Genomic DNA, 20,431 nt, shown 5'->3' on the forward strand with positions numbered 1-20,431 from the left:
AAAATGATGAACTTAGGTAAGTACATATTAGGTTTGACTTTAGCAATAGGATTACCTGTTGTTGCGCAGGACGAAATGAGTAAGGAGTGTAAAGAGGCTCGCGTAATCGGAGGTGATGCAATGACAAACAAGAATTTCCAGGAAGCGGTTAAATTTTATACCAAAGCAGAAAAACTTTGTCCGACGGATTCAACAATATACATGAACCTGAAGTATGGTTATGAGCAATTGATTGCGCAGAACGAAGATGCTGCAATAAAGAAAGCTTATACAGATACGTTGATCGGTATATTTGAAAAATATGAAACAAACATCGGCAAACGTGCAGAATGGTCGATTTGGCATGCCTATTACCTGACAAGTATCAAAAGTACGGATTACAAGAAGATCGATGAGTTGTTCAAATATGGAATTGATGGATTGCAGGAGAAGGCAAACCCTTCGTTGATTTCAACTTATTATTATAATCTTTACATCCTTCAGTATGGAGAAAAAGATGCTCAGAAAAAGAAAGAGTACAGCAAGCGTATTGTTGACGAATACTTAAATCTTTCAGCATTACTTGCAATGAACGAAGGAAACGAGCGGATTCAGGAATATATTACTGGAATATTTGATCGGGTTGCAAAATCATGTGATGATGTTCTTCCTGTAATCTCTGATGTTTTGGGAATGTTACCTTCGGACGCGGAAGCGAAAAAAGGAGCTGTAAAAAATTACATGTCCATTCTTGAGAAGAAAGACTGTGTAAACTCTAAAGAGTACGAAATGCTTTTGGACACACTTATTTCTCTTGATCCAACTGTAGATGCAATGATTGCTAAAGGAAACTTCCTTCTGGCTCAGAAAAGATACGGAGATGCGATGGGAGCTTATAAAGAAGCAAAAGATATGGATAGCGGTGAGCGAGGTGATGAAATTGCATACCGTATGGCTTACGGGTATTATCAGCAAGGAAACTACCGTGCGGCGCATGCTTCAGCTTTAACTGCCGGAGGAGAATACAGAAGTAAGGCTTTGGATATTGCAGCAAAAAGTGTGGCAGCTTCGGCAAACAGTTGTGGAGATACAAGTTTTGAACGAAAAGCAAATTACTGGTATGCGGTTGAGTTAGCAGAACGCGGTGGGTTGAGTACTGCTTCCTACAAAGCTAATGCTCCTACAAAGAATATGATCTTTGATGAGAACCGTACAGAAGGTGAGTCAATAACACTTTCTTGCTGGGGGGTATCAGTGAAAATTATCGGGTATAACTAGCATTGAGATCGTATACAAAATACTTTTGGATGATTCCTGCGTGGCTTTTGCTCGCAGGAATTGTCTTTTCTTGTGCCAATGATCTGGAGAACATCAGAAAGGTGACTACGCAAGAGAATTTACCGGATGAATTGTCTACAGATCTTCACATGATCGTCACAGATAGTGGTTATGTAAGATATGAGTTAAAAGGTACCTTGGTTGAGTCGTATCGCAACCCGGTCCCGAAGACGATTATTAAAGATGGGTTAGAGGTGACGTTTTACGATCGTGATACCCGGAAGCCGGAAGCGGTTTTGACTGCGTATTATGGTGAAAGAGAAACCAACACAGAGAAAATGTTTGTCAGGGATAGTGTTGTACTGAGAAACGTTAATAAAAATCAGCAATTGGAAACAGAAGAGTTATTTTGGAGAAATGATAGTATCTTTAGTAACAAAACTGTGGTTGTGAAGACAGAAGATGGCATTTTGTGGGGAAAAGGGATTGTAGCGGATCAAACATTTGATAAATTTGAGATTCTGAAACCCACGGGAGAGAAATATTTTAAAGATTGATTATGAACAGGTATAATAAAATAATGGAAAAGTTCTGGCTCCTGATCGGGATCGCCATGCTACTGTTTATTACGGTTCTTGGTTTTAAAGAAGGATTTGATCGCTGGGCACCCTATTACGTTTTTCCGGGGATCGCCTTTTTTGCCTGGATTATACGCTCTTTTATGAGAAAGCGTATGGAGAAACATATTGAATTCCTGGAGCAGCAGAAAAATAAAGAAGAGCAATGAACAAATTGATGCCAAATACGTTGTATTTTATGCAACATATATGACAATCAATGAACTAAAGCGATTACCTTTTTTTGTACTGATTCTTTTCAGTAACCTGCTTTGTTTTTCCCAGTCTATAGAGGGAATAGTGACAGATGATTTAGGTGTTCCCGTCCCTTATGCTACTATCTATATAAAAAACAGACCTGAACTCCGTACTGTAACTTCTGATAAAGGCAATTACACTTTATTTATTGAAGTAGGTTCCTACGACGTGGTTGTAAAATACCTCGGTTTTGAAACTCTGGAACAGTTTGTTGTTGTCCGGCAGGGAAGTAATAAAATAGATTTTCAGTTGAAACCTGCTGACAATGAGCTGAATGAGATTGAGATAAAAGTCAAAAGGACAAACCCCGGGCACGAGATCATTAAAAAGGTTATTGAGCGAAAGGATATTATTAATCCCGAACAATATTCTTACAGTGTTGATGTCTATTTAAAAGCAGCTGAAAAGCGCGCAATATCTGAAAAGCGTTCCAAACAGGAAATTGAAGAGGAACTGGATAAGATTACAGATCCTTTTGAGCGTGAAGAAAAGGAGAAAGAACTTCGTTATGCTACCACAGATAATTTAAACCTTGTCGAAGTGGAAATGGAACGGCACTTTCAACCACCCAACAATGTGAAAGAAATCAGAAATGCGTATGTCCGAAAAGGAAAGGACGATAGGCTTTATTACACGACAACAACAAAATCAAACTTTAATTTTTTTGCAAATATTCTCTATGTAGATGACCTTAATGAGTCTCCTGTTACCTCTCCGATTAGCTGGGCAGGAATTTTATCCTATAAATACAAATTGGTTAGGCAATATGTGGAGGGAGGTGTCAAATATCATAAAATAGAAATAGCAGCAAGGAATTCGGCAACTTCTACGCTGACGGGGTATTTGATCATACAGGATTCTGCCTGGATGGTAAAAGAATTGTCTTTCAGGATGGAGAAGGGAGATTTATTAAAATTTGATTATTTCGAAATTGACCAGTTGTTTGAAAATAGAGGAGATACGCTTTGTGTCTTGAAACAGCAGAACATGAGGTATGGTGTTTCCTTTAATAAGGATGTGACGGAAGCCTCGACCTCGGTAGCGTATGATAATTATGTATTTGGTAAGGAGTATGGAAAGAAATTCTTTTCGAATGAAGTTGCTGTCACAACACAGGATGCGTATGATAAAGACTCTGCTTTCTGGGAGAGTAATCGCAGAATACAACTAACTGAAGAAGAGAGAGAGCTATTGCGAAAACAGGATAGTATCCATGCTGTTCTTAACAAAAAGGAATACCTCGACTCCGTGGACAAGGAGTTTAACCGGGTTACTTTCTGGAAAGTTGTTTGGTTTGGTATAGATCAACGTAACAGGGCAAAAAAGATACAATGGTCTGTTTCATCTTTAGCGGGTATGATCGAACCAATATACATTGCCGGACCACGTATATCGCCAAATTTTGACTATTTCAAAAAATGGGAGAATGAAAAGTATATAGATACCTACGGTAAGGTGTCTGTTGGTGTTTTAAATGGGGATATCAAAGGAACAGCGCGAGTCAGATATCTGTATGATCCATTCAGACAATCGGCAGTTTTTCTCCGTTTCCGACATGATTTTGACCTGATTCGTCAGCAGGATGCTATTTCCCAGATCTTCTTGCGGGATAATTTTATCGAATCTACAAAGTTGGTTGGAGGACATTATACAGAGCTGTTAAATGGCCTCTATTTGGATGCTGAGGTCGAATTTAATGAAAGACGTTCCGTAGATGGTTACAAGTTTATCACGTTATTGGATAGCGCGATAAATAATACCGCGCCACCTGTGTTTAAAACGTATCAGGCTCTTTTGTTACGATTGATAGTAGAATATACTCCGGGACAAAAATATATGCGGGAACCAAAACGAAAGGTGATTCTTGGCTCAAAATGGCCAACTTTTTATATTGGATATGAAAAGGGAATACCTGGTTTTTTGGGAAGTGACGTTGATCACGATTACATTGATCTGGGAGTGAGACAATCTTTTAAAATTGGTACGTTGGGAACAACCAATTACCATGTAAAAACAGGAAAGTTTCTGAATGCACGTATTCTGAAAGATCCGGATTATAAATACCACAGAAGATCAGATCCTTTGTGGTTTTCCAATCCTCTGTATTCTTATCAGGGATTGGATACATCCCTCCCGACAATGGATTTCTATCTGGAAACACACATTGTACACCACTTTAACGGGGCGCTGCTAAATAAAATACCTTTTATGAAAAAGACCCGGATAAAATCAGTCGTGGGAGGGGGCTATTTATATGTGCCGGAACATAATTACCAGTATTGGGAATTTTTCGCAGGGTTGGAACGGGATTTCAAGTTGTTTAAACGTCGATTACGAATAGGTTTGTATGGGGTCTACTCAGATGCCAATTTTTCACCGCCCACCGGGCAATTTAAAATTAGTTTCTCATTACTTGATGAGCGGGATATGAAATACAATTTCTGATACAAAAAAAGCTGTCCGGTACAACGAACAGCTTCTCTTGATAATGGATGGATTTATTTTTTCTTAAAAGAGTTGATCGCATTAACTGTAAAATCGGATAGAACCAGTTTCCCACTCATTGCTGCTCGTTCAGCCAAAAGCTGATCCCAGTTTTCTGTTCCTTCCCAAAATACTTTTTTAAGTAATTGCATCGCTTCGGGATTCGATTTTGCCAGTTTGTTAGCCAGTGTTTGGATGGCTTCATCCATTTCTTCGATCGAATCAAAGATGTCTGTGTACAATCCCTTTTCTCTTGCCCAGTCTGCGGAACGCCATTCAGTAGCATCAATAGCCAGTTGACTCATTGCTGAAAGACCTATTTTTCTTTCTACTGCAGGACCTACGACAAAAGGACCGATACCAACAGCCAGCTCACTCAGCTTTACATCAGCATAACGCGTAGCAAAACAATAATCAACAGCAGAAGCCAATCCGACACCTCCACCAACAGCTTTTCCCTGAACACGTCCGATAATCAATTTGGGGGCTTTGCGGCATGCATTAATAACATTGGCAAAACCGGAGAAAAATTGTTTGCCGGTATCTAGATCTTTGATTGAGATCAGCTCGTCAAAGCTGGCTCCAGCGCAAAATGCTCGGTCTCCAGTCGATTTAAGTACAATTACTTTTACCGAATCATTGCCTCCCAGTTCAGTTATTGTATTAGCTAGTTTTGCAAGTACTTTACCGGGTAATGAATTGGATAAGGGGTGAAAAAATTCAACTGTTGCAATTCCATTGTCCGAAATAGTAAACTTTACGTCTCCCTGATTTATAGCTTCCATTTATATCGTTTTTAGTCCACGAAAATAACAAAAAAGGGAGACTTTTGTCTCCCTTCTCTTAAGCTGTCTGTTACAGTGATTTTATTTAAGTGTAAAACTATCTTTTCCGATTAGAGCAGCGTCAGCATATAGTTTTACAATGTAGTTTCCTTTTGCCAGTTCTTCATTTCCTGGCTCATAGTATACACAAACATCAATACTCTGATTTTGGTAATCAATCTCTTTACGATCTGAGTAGAGAACATTTACTCCGTCTATATTTATCACGTTGCTGGAGCGTGTGTGCAAAACTTTTCCGTCAGGAGTAATAACCTGAAGGTAGATGAATTTTGATCCTGCCGCAGCTAACGAATTTTCAGATACCGTAAAACAAGAACGGATTTTGTCAATTTTTCCGGCTCTGGAGTTTTCTTTTAGTGTTCCGTCCAGTTTGTATTTAAGCCCTGTTGAATAGATGTTATAAGCACTCAAACGAGCTCCAGCCGCCACTTTAGATTCCAGATTTGATGTTCTTTCCTGTAATGCATCGCGTTCACCGGTTACACTGGAAAGCTGTGTTGTTTTGTCTGTCAGTTCAGTACGAAGACCGACATTTACTGTATTAAGAGAGTCAATCTGACGAACATAATCTTTCATAATTGCCCGCAGCGTTTCAGTCTCTTTCTTCAATTTATAAATTTCACGGGCACTTCTCTTTTTGTTTGATTCCAGTTCATTCAGAATACTCTGAATTTTTTCCTGTTGCGCCCGGATACTGTCCTCGTGCGTATCATTTGTAGCCAAAGCGTCCTCGTACATGGCTAACATATTTCTTAGCTCACTTTTGAGGTCTCCTTTTTGAACATCAATATGTTCGGAAAGCATATCTTCCATCCCCGCCATATCCGCTTCCAATGCACTTTTTTCAAGAGAACAATTTTCCAGGGCCTTGTTTTTGTTGGAAATTAAAAATCCAAAACCTGCAAGTCCTGCAATTAACAATAGTATAACAAAAATGTATACCCCATCTCTCTTCTTAGGTGCTTCCTTCTCCTTCTGATTATCTTTCTGTATTTCTGACATAAAAAAAAGTATTTACACACAAAGTAATGAAAAATTGAGTGTACTGTTATATCTTTTAAGAAAAATTAACCTTGATGAAAATCTTAGTGGCTACCAAGTTTTCCTTTTAGTTGTTTCATGAACTGAGCAGCATAGACAAAATCGTTAATTTCCTGATTGTCGGTTCTGAGAATATCTTCTTTTGTTCCTTCCCACCACTTATTACCTTCGTAAATGAAAATAATGTGATCACCGATTTCTATCACGGAATTCATGTCGTGAGTGATGACGATAGTTGTCATATTAAATTCATAGGTCAGTTCCCGGATAAGGTTATCAATAACGATAGATGTCTTGGGGTCAAGACCTGAGTTGGGTTCGTCACAGAAAAGATATTTGGGATTCATGGCAATTGCCCGGGCGATGCCGATACGTTTCTGCATTCCTCCGCTGCATTCGGCAGGAAGGAGATGATTCCTGTTGGTTAGTTTTACACGTTCCAGACAGAAATTAGCACGCTCACGCATTTCTGCTTTAGACATTGTCGTAAACATGGAGAGCGGAAACATCACATTCTCTTCGACGGTCAGGGAGTCAAACAGAGCCGACCCCTGAAAGAGCATTCCGATCTCCTTGCGAACATCTTTCCGCTGATGACGATTCATAACCGTGAAGTTCCTGCCGTCGTACAAAATCTCTCCTGTATCAACTTCATGAAGTCCGACAATACATTTTGCAAGTACAGATTTTCCCGAACCACTCTGACCAATGATAAGGTTGACCTGCCCCGGCTCAAAAACAGTATTGATCTCTTTCAGAACGTGATGATCACCAAAACTTTTATTTACTCCTTTTACTTCAATCATGAATTATGTCAGAATTATTTGAGTTAGGAAGTAATTGGTGAGCAATATTCCAATACTACTGTACACTACCGCTTTTGTACTGGATCTACCTACGTCAAGCGCTCCTCCTTTGGTATAATATCCATAGAATGAAGCAATAGTTGTAATAATGAAAGCAAAGAAAAAAGGTTTCACTAATCCGTAGGCAACATCAGACTCAATGAAATAATACCGAAGCCCTTTTACGTAATCATTTTGCGAGCACAATCCTGTCTGAACGGCTGCAAAAAGACCTCCCAGAATACTCAACGCCATAGAAAGTATAACAATAATAGGGAATGTAATCAATCCGGCGACAACCTTGGGAAGTACGAGATATCCAAGAGAATTTACTCCCATTATTTCAAGTGCGTCAATTTGTTCGGTAACACGCATAGTACCGACCTCAGAGGCAATATTAGATCCGATTTTACCGGCTAGGATTAAGGAAATAATGGTGGGTGAAAATTCAAGAATAGTAGATTGACGGGTAATGTAACCGATTGTTTCTACAGGTAACAATGGACTGTCCATGTTAGCGGCAGTCTGAAGTGTAATTACTGCTCCCATAAACACCGACATAAGTGCTACCAATGGGATCGAGCTTAAACCGATAATCTCAATTTCATCAAAAATCCTGATTCTGTAAATCCGAAACTTTTCAGGTCGCGAAAATACATATTTCAGCATCATGACATACTTACCTATATTGTAGATCACCTTCATTTTCGATGCTAATTTAGCGGTTTTGGGTAAATTATCATCAATTTTTTGTAAACTCTTTGGTGGGGATAACTTTTGTTGGCTAATTCCATTATTTTTGTTCCGATGAATGAGGTTAAATCTGCTATTGCTGATAAAATCCGCCGGTTTCTTCCCGAGCAGGGGATTGATCAGGTGGTGAATCTTATAGCGGCTCATAAGGTAAAATTCAGAATTACGAACCCTAGAAAGACCAAGTTTGGGGATTATCGTAGTCAGGATAAAGAAGGGTTTCATTCTATTTCGGTAAATGGAAATTTGAACCCATTTGCCTTTTACCTTACAACACTTCATGAGTTTGCGCACCTTATTGCCTTCAGTGAGTATGGAAACAGGATAGCGCCACATGGGGAAGAGTGGAAAATGACCTTTTCTCAATTGCTCACTTCGGGAGGAGCACAAAACTGGTTTCCGGAAGATGTCAGGAGACCTTTGAAAAATTATATTCGTAATCCGAAGGCATCTTCAGCTTCTGATCACGAATTGTTTCTTGCACTTAGGAGATATAATACAAAAGATCCGGTGCCGGTTGTGAAGGATCTTCTTCCGGGAGAACGTTTTTTGTTGTCCGGGAGATTGTTTGAGAGAGGAAGTGTAAGGAGAAAAAGAGTAGAGTGTAAAGAAGTAGCTTCGGGTAAAATGTATTTGGTAAATGCAATTGCCGAGGTTAAGAAAGTAGAAGTATGAAAAGTAACAAGTTTGCGGTAATTATGGCAGGGGGAGTCGGAAGCCGTTTTTGGCCGTTGTCGACTCCGGAACACCCGAAGCAGTTTTTAGATGTGTTAGGTATTGGGAAATCATTGATTCAAATGACCTTTGAACGGTTGTCGAAGATTGTTCCTGCCGAGAATATTTTTGTTGTTACCAATCAGATATACCGGGATTTGGTGAAAGATCAGTTGCCTGATTTATCGGAGGAGGCAATTCTTACGGAGCCCCAACGAAAAAATACGGCTCCATGCATTGCGTATGCAGCATCAAAAATTTACGCAATCAACAAGGAGGCTAATCTTATTGTAGCTCCTTCTGATCACCTGATTTTACAAGAGGAAAAATTTGTTCGTATCGTTGATGTGGCCTTGAATGAAGCGGAATCAACAGACTGCCTTGTTACATTGGGGATAAAACCCAATAGACCGGACACAGGGTATGGATACATTCAGTTTTACCAAAACGGGGATTTAATTCCCGGTTCGGTGTGTGAGGTAAAACAATTCATGGAGAAGCCGAATAAAGAATTGGCCGAACTGTTTCTGAAGAGTGGTGATTATTATTGGAATTCCGGGATCTTTGTTTGGAAAGCAGCTACCATTCTTGAAGCGTTAAAAAAGTTTAAGCCTGATTTATACAGTTTGTTTGCAAGTGACTTTTCATTGTATAATTCCCCACAAGAACAGGAGTTTGTCAATACGTGTTTTGAAAAATGTGAAGACATTTCGATAGATTTCGCTGTTATGGAGAACGCAAAAAACGTAAAAGTGGTTTTGGCGGATTTTGACTGGTCAGATTTAGGAACCTGGGGTTCTGTTTACAGTCATCTGGAAAAAGATTTCAATGGAAATGCAATTATAGGAGGTAAAGCACAGTTGATTGATTCTCACAATTGCATTGTTAACATTCCAACCAATCGTTCCGCATTAATTCAGGGACTGAATGATTATATTGTCGTTGAGTCAAACGGAAAACTTTTGATTCTTAGCAAAAAGGACGAACAGAAGCTAAAGGATTATATTAAACTAATGGAGGAGTAAGTAATGTCTGACCCGATACCTGAGTCGTTTTATTCTGACCGAAGCGGAAAGCCAATTCGAAAGTGTGTTATGTGTGAAAAGGATTTGATTGCTTCCGGGGAGCCTTATGCGATTGAAAAAGCGATGAAGCGCACTGCAGAGGGCGATGTGTTGACTTTGTTTGAAATGGCAATATGTATACCTTGCGGACAAAAAATGAATCAGCGCATGTCTGAGCATTCCAAACGTGTCATCGAGGAGTACTTTGAAAGTATTCACCTAAACGAAAAGCGGGTCGGTTTGGGGCAGGAAGACTGGCAGGATAAATGGGATAAAGTTTGTGTGGTTACAGGTGAACCACTGTCAGAAGTAACAGAGTTTAATTTGATTGGAAACTTTATTGGTGATCGTGTTATCGCGGGAATTCCGCCAGTCGCTATAAGTGGTGAAATCATGGAGCAATTGCAGGAGAAAATCTCTCCTGAAACGAGACAGGAGATGGATGATTTCCGAGATACCTACCTTGGTCCTGATGATCCGCAGTTAAAAGCCCTTTTGAGTGAAACTCAGTTTGTACTGCTTTAATTGGAAATATTTAGCGTATAGGTACCGTCGAAAATAGTCCGATAGCCTCGTAAACCAAATTCAGCCGGTCCCTGAATAACAGAACCATCGTACAAGGAGAATTGGGAATCACCGCAGACATCATTAACAATAAGTGTATTTTCTTCATCAATTTCTACTCCTCCGCATTCTTGTCCGCCATCAGCTGTGGACTGTCTGTCGAAAGCAACAAATTCATCAATAGACCTTCTGTATACAACCACACCTTTAGAACCGTAATTATCAACATAGGCATATCCTCCTATATTTTGCAGTCCTGAATAAGAGGGCAGGTTTATGTTGATATTAACATTGAACGGAAGATTCGGAACCGGGTGGAGTTTGTTTTTATTGCAAGATGAAATCAGGAAGAGAAAGGATAGCACTGTCCCTAAAATCAAAACTGGCCTACATAGTTTCATGCTGCTGTGTTTATTCTGTAAATTTACAATTTTATTAACGCAAAAAAGAGAATTAAAGTATGCAAAAGTATTTAGTCATTTTCTTTCTGATACTTTTTAGTTGTTGTTTTTCATCAGGTAAATTGTTCGCTCAGAAAACTCCGGCTACCGTTGAGCAGGCTGAGAAAAATATTGAAAAGAAGCGTGAATCCAGAAAAAAGGCCCAACAAAAAGCTGAGAAGGACGGGAAGAAGCGTTTCATGAGCATTCAGAGTAAAGAGACTCAGAAGCGAATGAAGAAACAGCAGAAAGCTTTGAAAAAAAGAGACAAAAGAAAGAAGAAAAGGAGGAAATAGTTTAGACAGGTATAATATTAGAGAAATTCGATTTTTAGCTCGTTGTCAGATGGATTTTAAAACGGTATGTTTGTAGCATGCCTGAAAAAGGAGATGTTAAAATTTATTAAAAAGGAAAGAGGTGCTAAGAAAAATTATTTTTCTATATTTACCCGCTTTGTTGCTTAAAGAATAGTTCAAATTAAAATTTGCTTATGTTACGGAAATTTTACTTGTTACTCGCAAGTGTTTTATTAACAGTTAGTTACTCGCTTGCACAAACAGGGGTAGGTACCATCCGAGGGGTGGTAACAGAAAAGGAGACGGCAGACCCGCTTCCATTTGTTAACGTGGTGTTATTCCAGAACGGAGTTCAGAAAGGTGGGGGTAAGACCGACTTTGATGGGAAATTCCAGATTAACTCCATTAGCCCTGGTAGTTACGATGTTGAGGTTCGTTTTGTCGGGTATCAGACACTTCGTCAGGAAGGTGTTATTGTATCCAGTGATAAGATAACCTTCCTTAACGACCTTCAGTTAGGTCAGTCCGATGGGCTTCTAACAGAGGTGGAGGTTGTTCACTATGAAGTTCCTCTTATTGATAAGGATGGTGGTGCTTCCGGTCAAACGGTAACACGTGAGGATATCGCGCGTATGCCGGTTCGTTCTGCAGCAGGTGTTGCCGGAACTGTCGGAGGGGTTTATATGGAAGAAGGTTCGGGAGCAATGAGTGTTCGTGGTTCTCGAAGTGGTGATTCCTACTACTTTATAGATGGTATTAAAGTTCGTGGTTCGTCCAATCTTCCAAAGTCAGCTATTCAGGAGGTTTCTGTAATCACAGGTGGTCTTCCTGCGAACTATGGGGATATGACCGGAGGGGTTATCTCTGTAACAACAAGAGGTCCGTCTGCAAAATACTTCGGTTCGATAGAAGGTGTTACTTCCGGATTTTACTTTAATGGAAAAGATCCGAATGGATATGACGGGAAAGTGATCGGTATGGATCAGTTTGGTTATAACCTTTTGGAAGGAATGGTTTCCGGACCACTTTGGATGAAGAAAGATTCTTTAGGAAATAAAACAAAACCAATCTTAGGGTTCTTCCTTTCGGTAAACTATACGGATCAGTTAGATCCTCGCCCTGTTATCGGAGGTACTTACCGGATTACAAAAGAAGCTCGTGAAGAGTTGATGGCAAACCCTCTTCGTCCGACAGGTACAGGACAGGGGACTTACCATAACTCACAATTCCTTAGAGCTGATGATTTTGAAAAGACACCTTACCGAATGAATGCAAGAAGCCGTAACATTTCTGCAGCAGGTAAGATAGATGTTAATGCAGGACCTTCGGTTAACCTTACTTTTGGTGGGTCGATGGCTTACAATACAGGAAGAGGTTATAGCTATAATAACTCACTGATGAATTTTACCAACTTTGGTTTGAATACGCAGTTAGACTGGCGTGTATACGGACGTTTCACACAGCGATTCACTCCTAAACAAGAAGAGGGAAGCAGCTCAAAGATTAAATCAGCATTCTACTCTTTGATGGTGGATTATTCACAATCAACGGGCTATTCTCAGGATGCTAATCACAAAGATCGTTTGTTTAATTATGGATATGTTGGTAAGTTTACTACATATCGTGAGCCATCTTATACTTTCCGCCAGGTTACAGATGAAGATGGAAATGTTACGGACGCGTATTATGAGCACGATGGTTTCCGTGATTACCGTGTAGACTTTGAAGCGTCTGAAACAAATGATGCTTTTGCTGCGATTACTCGTCAGTATTATGATATCTACGATGGAAAGGTAACAGGAAACTACGAAAACCTTTTCCAGATTCAGACAGGTAAAGCTTTGCGTAACGGAGATACTCCGGAAGATGTATACGAAATCTGGAATAACTTTGGAGTTCCTTACAACTTCTATCAGAAATTTGAAAACAATCAGTTCCGTGCTACAGGTTCCGGGTCGATTAACATTGGTGGACACTCAATTACACTTGGTTTCGAATTTGAACAACGTACTGACCGTGGATTCCAGTCAGGTCAGGCAGGTCCTATTGGTCTTTGGACAGTGGCGCGTCAGTTGATGAACTCGCATATTTCCGAGTTGGATAAATCATCACCAAGTTGGGATAACTATGGTACATACTACCGTGTTACATATGACCGTTTAAATTCTGGATATGGTGCTACTAACGGAGTGTACGGTGGTCAGATTAATGGTGACGAACAGTCTTTCTTTGATTACAGCGTTCGTAACGAATTGGGATTGGATCCATTTGGTACTGATTTCGTGAATATTGACGAAGTTGATCCTAATACATTAACATTGGATATGTTCTCGGCTGATGAGTTGTTGAATTCAGGACAGAACTTTGTTCAGTACTGGGGGTATGACTACACAGGTAAGAAAATAAAAGGATCAACAGATATTAATAACTACTTCAATGAAATAGATGATAATGGTAACTACAAACGTACAATCGGTGCTTTCCAGCCAATCTACGTTGCAGGGTACATTATGGACAAATTTGCATTTGATGATATCGTTTTCAACGTTGGTGTACGTGTCGATGTATTTGATGCAAATCAACCAGTATTGAAAGATCCTCTTTTAGTTTATTCAGCAAGAAACGTTCAGCAGGCTCGTTCTTTGGCGCAGTCTGATCCGGCAACGTATAACTGGGTTGATATTCCGGAAAGTATGGGAGACGATTACGTAGTTTATGTGAATGACGTAAACAACCCGACTTCTATTAATGGTTTCCGTAAGGATATGCAGTGGTATGATGCTTCAGGTAGCCCGATTTCCGATCCGACTATCGTTCGTGGAGCACAGGGAATCGCGCCATGGTTGCTAGATCCATCGGCTGAAACTCCATCAGCAGATGCGTTTACAGATTATAAGGCTCAGGTGAATGTTATGCCACGTATTGCATTCTCATTCCCTATTTCAGATGAGGCAAGTTTCTTTGCTCACTATGACATCCTTACGCAGCGTCCTAATACAGGATTCCGTTTCGATCCAATCGATTATCAGTTTATGGAAACAAGAAACGTTATTATTAATAACGCAAATCTAAAACCAACAACAACTATCGATTATGCATTAGGATTCCAGCAGGTACTAACAAAAACTTCTGCTGTTAAGATTGAAGCGTTCTACAGAGAGCAAAGAAATCAGATTCAGTTGATGCGAATGGTAGAAGCGTATCCGAACACATACCGTACATTCGGTAACCGTGACTTCGGAACCGTTAAAGGATTGACAGTTTCTTATGACTTGAGAAGAACAGGAAACATCCGTTTGAATGCAAACTATACACTTCAATTTGCTGACGGAACTGGTTCCGATGCAACTTCAGCATTAACTTTGGTTAACTCAGGACAACCAAACCTTCAGAATATTTTCCCATATAACTACGACCGTCGTCACACATTTAACTTTGTGATTGACTATAGATACGGAGAAGGAAAATCATACAATGGTCCTAAAACGAAAAAAGGTGGTCAGATTCTGAAAAACACAGGTGTTAACCTGGTTGCAAATGTTGGTTCAGGAACACCTTACACACGTCAGCAACAAGTACGTGGTGCTGCTTACATCAACCCTCAGACTTCAGGTCTTGAAGGAACGTTGAACGGATCAAGAAAGCCTTGGACATATACTTTGGATATTCAGATTGACAGAACATTTAATTTGGAGTTCGGTAAGAATGAGGACAAGAAGAAAATGGCTTTCCTAAATGTTTATTTCCGTATCACCAACCTTTTGAACACAGCAAACGTTCTTAATGTATATCGTGCTACAGGTAACGCTGACGATGACGGGTTCCTTGCTTCTGTAGATTCACAGTCGTCAATATCTAACCAGTTGGATGAGCAGTCCTTCCGTGATCTTTACATGATGAAAGTTGATAATCCGTTCAATTATGGTCTTCCAAGAACAATTCGTTTAGGTGTGAAATTTGACTTTTAATTGAACAAAAAGAGAATTTAGTTATGAGAGAGTATATGAAAATAAGTATTTTAACCACGTTGTTCCTTGGGATCTACGGTGGTGTGATGGCTTGGAATCCTCCGGCTACTAATAAGCAAGGAGGAGGTAATGGCGACGGAGAACTAATGGTTACCAAAGCTGCAAACTGTGTGCCTCCTACAGAATCAACTTTCATGGAGTTCAATGATGTGCGCGCACTTATTGAAACAGGTGGGATGATGTGGCAGGATAGAAATAATAACAGAGCTGCTTATCAGGTTCCAAAACCATCTCAGGACAATCCAACAGGACCTTCTGTTCTTTTTGCAGGAGCACTTTGGATGGGGGGGACTGACGTTAACGGTCAGCTTAAACTAGCTGCTCAGTTATTCGGTACTCAGGGACGTGATTTCTGGACAGGACCTCTTACAGTAGATCCTAACTCAGGAAATTATAACCCTTCGGGACCTGTATATGGTGATGTAACACGCCCTTTTGGAGAGGCTACAATTACTGCACAGACCTGTTTGGCTTTTGATGAGTTCTTTACAATCAGAAAATCAGAAGTATCAAACTTTAATATGTGGTGGTACTGTGAAAATGTTGATGCGGAGGCTTGTCCTGAACCGGTTGTTGTTCCTGGGGAGGTACTTGACCGTATCATAAACTGGCCGGCTCATGGAGATGTTTCTCTTGGACAGGATTATTACCTGGCTCCTTTCTACGATAGAAACAAAGATGGGATATACAATCCTATCGCTGATGGTGATTATCCTTGGTATGACTTTGAAGAGGAAGTAGATTGTAGAAACGATCGTCGTATCACTTTGTTTGGTGACGAAACGCATTGGTGGGTATTTAATGATAAAGGGAATATTCACACAGAGACAGGTGGTGACCCGATTGGTATGGAAATCCGCGCACAGGCATTTTCGTTTGCTACAGGAGATGAAGTGAACAAGATGACATTCTACAACTATGAAATGATCAACAGAGGAACGCAAACACTTCAGGATACTTATTTTGCGAAGTATGCGGATACGGATGTGGGATGTTCAGAAAATGATTATGCTGGATGTGACGTGTCTCGTGGACTAGGATACGCGTATAACGGAACAATTACCGATCCTAGCTGTAACGGATCAATCGGATATGAAGACAATCCTCCTGCTGTAGGTATTGACTTCTTTGAAGGACCTTATCAGGATGATGATGGACGCGATAACGTTGGACCATCAAGAGATACACTTCCTGACGGAACTATTGTTGCAACAACTCCTTCAGTTGCTGAAGCAAGATTAGATAACGGTATCGTTTATACTGGATTAGGTATAGGATACGGAGATGGTGTAATTGATAACGAACGTTATGGAATGAAAAGATATATTTCGTTCTCACGTATCGGTTTTGGGTGTTCACAGACAGGTGTAACAGATGACCCTGTTTCAGCTGTAGATTTCTACCGTTTGATGAACGGAGTTTGGAAGAATGGTGAGCGTATGACATACGGAGGTTGTGGTAACGCAGGAACTGCTGGAAACAACCCTAACGTTATTACAGATTATATGTTCCCAGGTGATTCGGATCCTCTAGGATGGGGTACTCCTGGTTCTTCTCCACAAGCACCATGGTCTGAAACTTCTACAGGAAACCCTGTTGGTGACCGTCGCTTTGTTCAGGCTGCAGGACCATTTACATTACGCCCTGGAGCAGTAAATAACATTACAGTTGGTGTGGTTTACGCAAGAAGTACTGAATCAGATATTGAAGCTCCTGTACGTGAGTTATTCCGTGCTGATACGAAAGCGCAGGCTTTATTTGATAACTGTTTCCAGATTCTTGAGCCACCAACAGCTCCTAGATTGACGATTCAGGAGTTGGAGAATGAGTTGGTATTGATGATTTCAAACCCTTCAGGAAACAACGTAAATGAATCATACGAAGAAGAGGATAAAATCAATATTGTTGATGTTCCTGGTGAAACTCCTTATGATAAGTTCTATAGATTTGAAGGTTATCAGATTTATCAGATGAAAGATGGAACTACTTCAGTAGCAGATCTTGAGGACTCTGATCAGGCTCGTTTGGTTGTTCAGTGTGATATTAACAATGAAGTTAGCCGAATGATCAACTATGAATTCGATGAAGAATTAGGTGTTTCAAAACCGGTATTGAAAGTAGATGGTGCTAACGAAGGAATTCGTCATACATTTAGTATTACTGAGGATCAGTTTGCTAGTGGTGACAGAACTCTTGTTAACCATAAGACCTACTATTATATCGCTGTAGCTTATGCACATAATGAGTTTAAGCAATATGACCCTACTGACCCTACAAAATTAGATGGTCAGCAAATGCCATACATCCGCTCACGTTTGAGCTATGATGGAACTGCTATTAGTAGTGTTTCAGGAATTCCTCACAACCCAATGCCAGGAGGAGGAGGTACTTTCGCCTTTGTTGGTTATGGAACAATGCCTCAAATAACACGTCTTGATGGATGGGGGAACATGGCACTGTCTACAGATCTTACAGATGCGACAGTAAAATCTATCTTAGCAAACAACTCTGTAGATAGACCTATTTATAAGCAAAATGCTGGTCCAATTGATGTAAAAGTAGTTGACCCGCTTAATGTAACACCTGGACACTATGAATTGAAATTCATTGAGTATGGTACTTCTACTGCAAGTATTGATACAGCAAACTGGGTGGTATACAGATATACACAAAAAGGTGGTGCAATTATTGACTCTGTTAGATCGGATCGAACAATTGCAGTAGGTAATGAGCAGATTATTCCTGAATGGGGAGTGTCAATTACAATTGAACAGAAGAACTATACAGTTTACGCTTCTCCGGCTCCTAACAACTTTGTAACTGAGCCATTGGAAGCAACTCTTGAGTTCGCTGATTCAAGTAAAGCATGGTTGGTCGGAGTTCCGGATACAGATGATTTTGGACCTCAGAACTGGATTCTTTCAGGAAAAGTAGAAGATGAGGATAACGATCCTGCATGTTGGAATGATAATCAGGGACGTGACCCGGATGAATTGTATGAAAGCCTTTTGGGAGGTACAATTACACACTTCTGTCTTGTAAGAGATTGTGGACCTGCCGCTCCTGTAGTTAACAATGCATCAGTAAATATTACACAGGCTAAGACGCAATCAAGAATGGCGTCAGCAAGTGGAGTTGATGTAGTCTTTACACCAGATAAGTCAAAATGGACAAGATCAGTTGTTGTAGAGCTTTGTCAGGAGCCAACTTTGGCAATCGGTGGAGCGACAGCATCGAAAACAAGACAACAGGCTTCAGTTGATAAAAATGGTCTTTCTGCTGGTCAGGCAGGATACAATGCTGCTGAAGGTGATTTGACTTCAACTACCGGAATGGGATGGTTCCCAGGTTATGCAATTGATGTAGAAACCGGTCGTCGTTTGAATATCGCATTTGCCGAGAACTCTTTCTTGGGAGGTCAGAATGGTACTGATATGAAATGGAATCCATCTTCTCAGTTCTATGACAACGTTGGAAATGCAGTATTTGGTGGTCAGCACGTAATTTACATTATCGGAGAAGACATCAACGGTTCCGGAATGTCAGCTTACGATGAAGGAAGAGACTTCTACGATGCATTGAGTGGAAACAATAACACTGCGATCCGTGAGGCATGGAAGAGTGTAATGTGGGTTATGTATCCTATGCTTGCTCCGGACAGAAGCTTGTTGGAAACAGAGGCTAAAGTTAGAATGCGAGTTTCGAAGAGATTTGAAGACAAGGTTCTTTCTAATGAGAATGCGGGTAGACCGATGTTCGAGTGGAACATGGATGGTATTGCAACAATGGTTAATCAGGATCAGGCGTTAGCTGATGCATTAGAGATGATCAATGTTGTGCCAAACCCTTATTATGCTTTCTCTCAGTACGAACGTGATCGTCTTGATGCAAGAATTAAGATTACAAATCTTCCTGAGAAATGTAATATTAAGATTTTCAATGTACGCGGTAAGTTGATCAACTCCTTTGATAAAGATAGTCCGATTACTTCTTTGGATTGGGATTTGAAAAACTTCAAAGGAATTCCGGTTGCTGGTGGTGTTTATATCATTCACGTGGAAGTACCAGGAATTGGAGAGAAAATCTTGAAGTGGTTCGGAGGAATCAGACAACCGGATCTTGAAAACTTGTAAAATCAGTGAAACGATTGGAGACCATGAAAAAGTTAAATAATATAGTTAAGAAATCATTAATCGCCGGGGCAGCTATTCTAGCTGCAACCGGGGTTAACGCAGGTAATGAAGATCGCGTTGGTTCTGCCGGAGCTACTGAGTTACTGATCAATCCTTGGGCACGTAGTTTAGGTGCTGGTTCGTCCGGAATCTCTTATGTTAACGGGTTAGAAGCTACCTATACGAATATCGCAGGTCTTGCTTTTACAGATAAGACAGAGATAAAGTTTAATTACACCAACTGGTTAGGTGGTGCCGGAATTAATGTAAATTCTGCTGGTATTGCTCAGCGAATTTCGGATCAGGATGTGATCGCAGTGAGTATTCAGTCTTTCGGGTTTGGAGAGATTGACATCACAACGGTTGACCTTCCTGAAGGAGGAATTGGTACTTTTACACCACGTTATAATATCTTCAATGTGGGATATGCCCGTGAGTTCTCGAACTCAATCTACGGGGGGATTAACCTGAAAGTGATTAACGAGTCAATCGCAAACTTGAAAGCTACTGGTGTAGCAATTGATGCGGGTATTCGTTACGTTACAGGTGAAAGAGATCAGATTAAGTTTGGTATTGCGTTGAAAAACGTTGGACCAACGATGCGTTTTAAGGGAGATGGATTAGCTACACAGGTGAACTACATTGAAACAGGTAGAAGTGCAACTACTGAGCAAAGATCTGCTTCATTCGAAATGCCATCTTCATTGAATATTGGTGCTTCTTACGATTTCTTGTTTGGTGAAAGAAATAAATTAATCGTAGCAGCTTCGTTTCAGGCAAACTCATTCTCTACGGATCAGTATGCACTAGGTCTTGATTACGGATTTACTGCTGAGAAAGCTGCTTTCGGTATTCGTGCAGGATACGTAGTTGAAAAGAACAGCTTTAGCAAAACAGCTCGTACAAACGCGCTAACAGGTCTGACTGCCGGAGCTTCGGTTGATGTACTTGTTGGTAAAAACAAATCTGCAATAGGAATTGAGTACGCTGTAAGATTGTCTTCTCCATTTGGTCCTATCCATACTATTGGAGCTACAATTTCTTTGAAGTAAT

16 protein-coding genes are annotated in these 20,431 nt (G+C 40.3%); 11 read left to right on the plus strand and 5 right to left on the minus strand.

Annotated elements, in window-relative coordinates; genetic code table 11:
* The first annotated feature begins 3 nt into the window (after positions 1-3).
* The 4 genes from ABDZ97_RS04315 to ABDZ97_RS04330 are packed head-to-tail and all read left to right on the plus strand — an operon-like array spanning position 4 to position 4,577.
* Positions 4-1,257 carry a tetratricopeptide repeat protein gene (locus ABDZ97_RS04315; protein ID WP_343785330.1) on the plus strand — a complete coding sequence of 418 codons (1,254 nt, stop codon included), beginning with the start codon at positions 4-6 and terminating at the stop codon, positions 1,255-1,257.
* 29 nt (positions 1,258-1,286) lie between these two features.
* On the plus strand, positions 1,287-1,814 hold the full coding sequence (gene lptC, locus ABDZ97_RS04320) for an LPS export ABC transporter periplasmic protein LptC (protein ID WP_343785331.1): 528 nt from the start codon (positions 1,287-1,289) through the stop codon (positions 1,812-1,814).
* A 23-nt stretch (positions 1,815-1,837) separates the two neighbouring features.
* Complete coding sequence (locus ABDZ97_RS04325; protein WP_343785332.1) at positions 1,838-2,044, plus strand: hypothetical protein; 207 nt, start codon at positions 1,838-1,840, stop codon at positions 2,042-2,044.
* Positions 2,004-4,577, plus strand: a complete 2,574-nt coding sequence (locus ABDZ97_RS04330) for a DUF5686 and carboxypeptidase regulatory-like domain-containing protein (RefSeq protein ID WP_343785333.1) — start codon at positions 2,004-2,006, stop codon at positions 4,575-4,577. The genes ABDZ97_RS04325 and ABDZ97_RS04330 overlap by 41 nt, the downstream gene beginning before the upstream one ends.
* Before the next feature lie 53 nt (positions 4,578-4,630).
* On the opposite strand, the gene ABDZ97_RS04335 is transcribed toward ABDZ97_RS04330, so the two are convergent.
* The 4 genes from ABDZ97_RS04335 to ABDZ97_RS04350 form a co-directional block, all read right to left on the minus strand.
* The gene (locus ABDZ97_RS04335) at positions 4,631-5,401 is read right to left on the minus strand and encodes an enoyl-CoA hydratase/isomerase family protein (RefSeq protein ID WP_343785334.1); all 771 of its coding nucleotides are present in this window, start codon (positions 5,399-5,401) and stop codon (positions 4,631-4,633) included.
* 81 nt (positions 5,402-5,482) lie between these two features.
* Positions 5,483-6,463 carry a hypothetical protein gene (locus ABDZ97_RS04340; protein WP_343785335.1) on the minus strand — a complete coding sequence of 327 codons (981 nt, stop codon included), beginning with the start codon at positions 6,461-6,463 and terminating at the stop codon, positions 5,483-5,485.
* Positions 6,464-6,546: 83 nt separating this feature from the next.
* The gene (locus ABDZ97_RS04345; RefSeq protein ID WP_343785336.1) at positions 6,547-7,308 is read right to left on the minus strand and encodes an ABC transporter ATP-binding protein; all 762 of its coding nucleotides are present in this window, start codon (positions 7,306-7,308) and stop codon (positions 6,547-6,549) included.
* A 3-nt stretch (positions 7,309-7,311) separates the two neighbouring features.
* The gene (locus tag ABDZ97_RS04350; RefSeq protein WP_343785337.1) at positions 7,312-8,052 is read right to left on the minus strand and encodes an MlaE family ABC transporter permease; all 741 of its coding nucleotides are present in this window, start codon (positions 8,050-8,052) and stop codon (positions 7,312-7,314) included.
* A gap of 102 nt (positions 8,053-8,154) precedes the next feature.
* Here ABDZ97_RS04350 and ABDZ97_RS04355 point away from each other — a divergent pair, with 102 nt between their 5' ends.
* The 3 genes from ABDZ97_RS04355 (at position 8,155) to ABDZ97_RS04365 (ending at position 10,403) form a co-directional block, all read left to right on the plus strand.
* The gene (locus tag ABDZ97_RS04355; RefSeq protein WP_343785338.1) at positions 8,155-8,775 is read left to right on the plus strand and encodes a SprT-like domain-containing protein; all 621 of its coding nucleotides are present in this window, start codon (positions 8,155-8,157) and stop codon (positions 8,773-8,775) included.
* Entirely contained in the window at positions 8,772-9,839 is a 1,068-nt protein-coding gene (locus tag ABDZ97_RS04360) for a mannose-1-phosphate guanylyltransferase (RefSeq protein ID WP_343785339.1), read from the plus strand. Before ABDZ97_RS04355 ends, ABDZ97_RS04360 begins: the two co-directional genes overlap by 4 nt.
* A 69-nt stretch (positions 9,840-9,908) precedes the next feature.
* Complete coding sequence (locus ABDZ97_RS04365) at positions 9,909-10,403, plus strand: hypothetical protein (RefSeq protein WP_343785340.1); 495 nt, start codon at positions 9,909-9,911, stop codon at positions 10,401-10,403.
* Here ABDZ97_RS04365 and ABDZ97_RS04370 read toward each other — a convergent pair.
* Positions 10,400-10,843: a Rieske (2Fe-2S) protein gene (locus ABDZ97_RS04370; RefSeq protein ID WP_343785341.1), complete on the minus strand. Its 444-nt coding sequence runs from the start codon at positions 10,841-10,843 to the stop codon at positions 10,400-10,402. The genes ABDZ97_RS04365 and ABDZ97_RS04370 overlap by 4 nt on opposite strands.
* 59 nt (positions 10,844-10,902) lie before the next feature.
* Between ABDZ97_RS04370 and ABDZ97_RS04375 the strand changes: the two genes are divergently transcribed.
* The 4 genes from ABDZ97_RS04375 (at position 10,903) to ABDZ97_RS04390 (ending at position 20,430) form a co-directional block, all read left to right on the plus strand.
* On the plus strand, positions 10,903-11,178 hold the full coding sequence (locus ABDZ97_RS04375; RefSeq protein ID WP_343785342.1) for a hypothetical protein: 276 nt from the start codon (positions 10,903-10,905) through the stop codon (positions 11,176-11,178).
* 194 nt (positions 11,179-11,372) lie between these two features.
* Positions 11,373-15,146: a TonB-dependent receptor gene (locus ABDZ97_RS04380; protein ID WP_343785343.1), complete on the plus strand. Its 3,774-nt coding sequence runs from the start codon at positions 11,373-11,375 to the stop codon at positions 15,144-15,146.
* A gap of 23 nt (positions 15,147-15,169) precedes the next feature.
* Positions 15,170-19,339 (plus strand): T9SS C-terminal target domain-containing protein, encoded by a 4,170-nt coding sequence (locus ABDZ97_RS04385; RefSeq protein ID WP_343785344.1) that lies wholly within the window; start codon positions 15,170-15,172, stop codon positions 19,337-19,339.
* 23 nt (positions 19,340-19,362) lie between these two features.
* Positions 19,363-20,430 carry a PorV/PorQ family protein gene (locus ABDZ97_RS04390; RefSeq protein ID WP_343785345.1) on the plus strand — a complete coding sequence of 356 codons (1,068 nt, stop codon included), beginning with the start codon at positions 19,363-19,365 and terminating at the stop codon, positions 20,428-20,430.
* The last annotated feature ends 1 nt before the right edge of the window (position 20,431 follow it).

This window comes from Wandonia haliotis (assembly GCF_039523435.1).
Lineage (GTDB): Bacteria > Bacteroidota > Bacteroidia > Flavobacteriales_D > Crocinitomicaceae > Wandonia > Wandonia haliotis.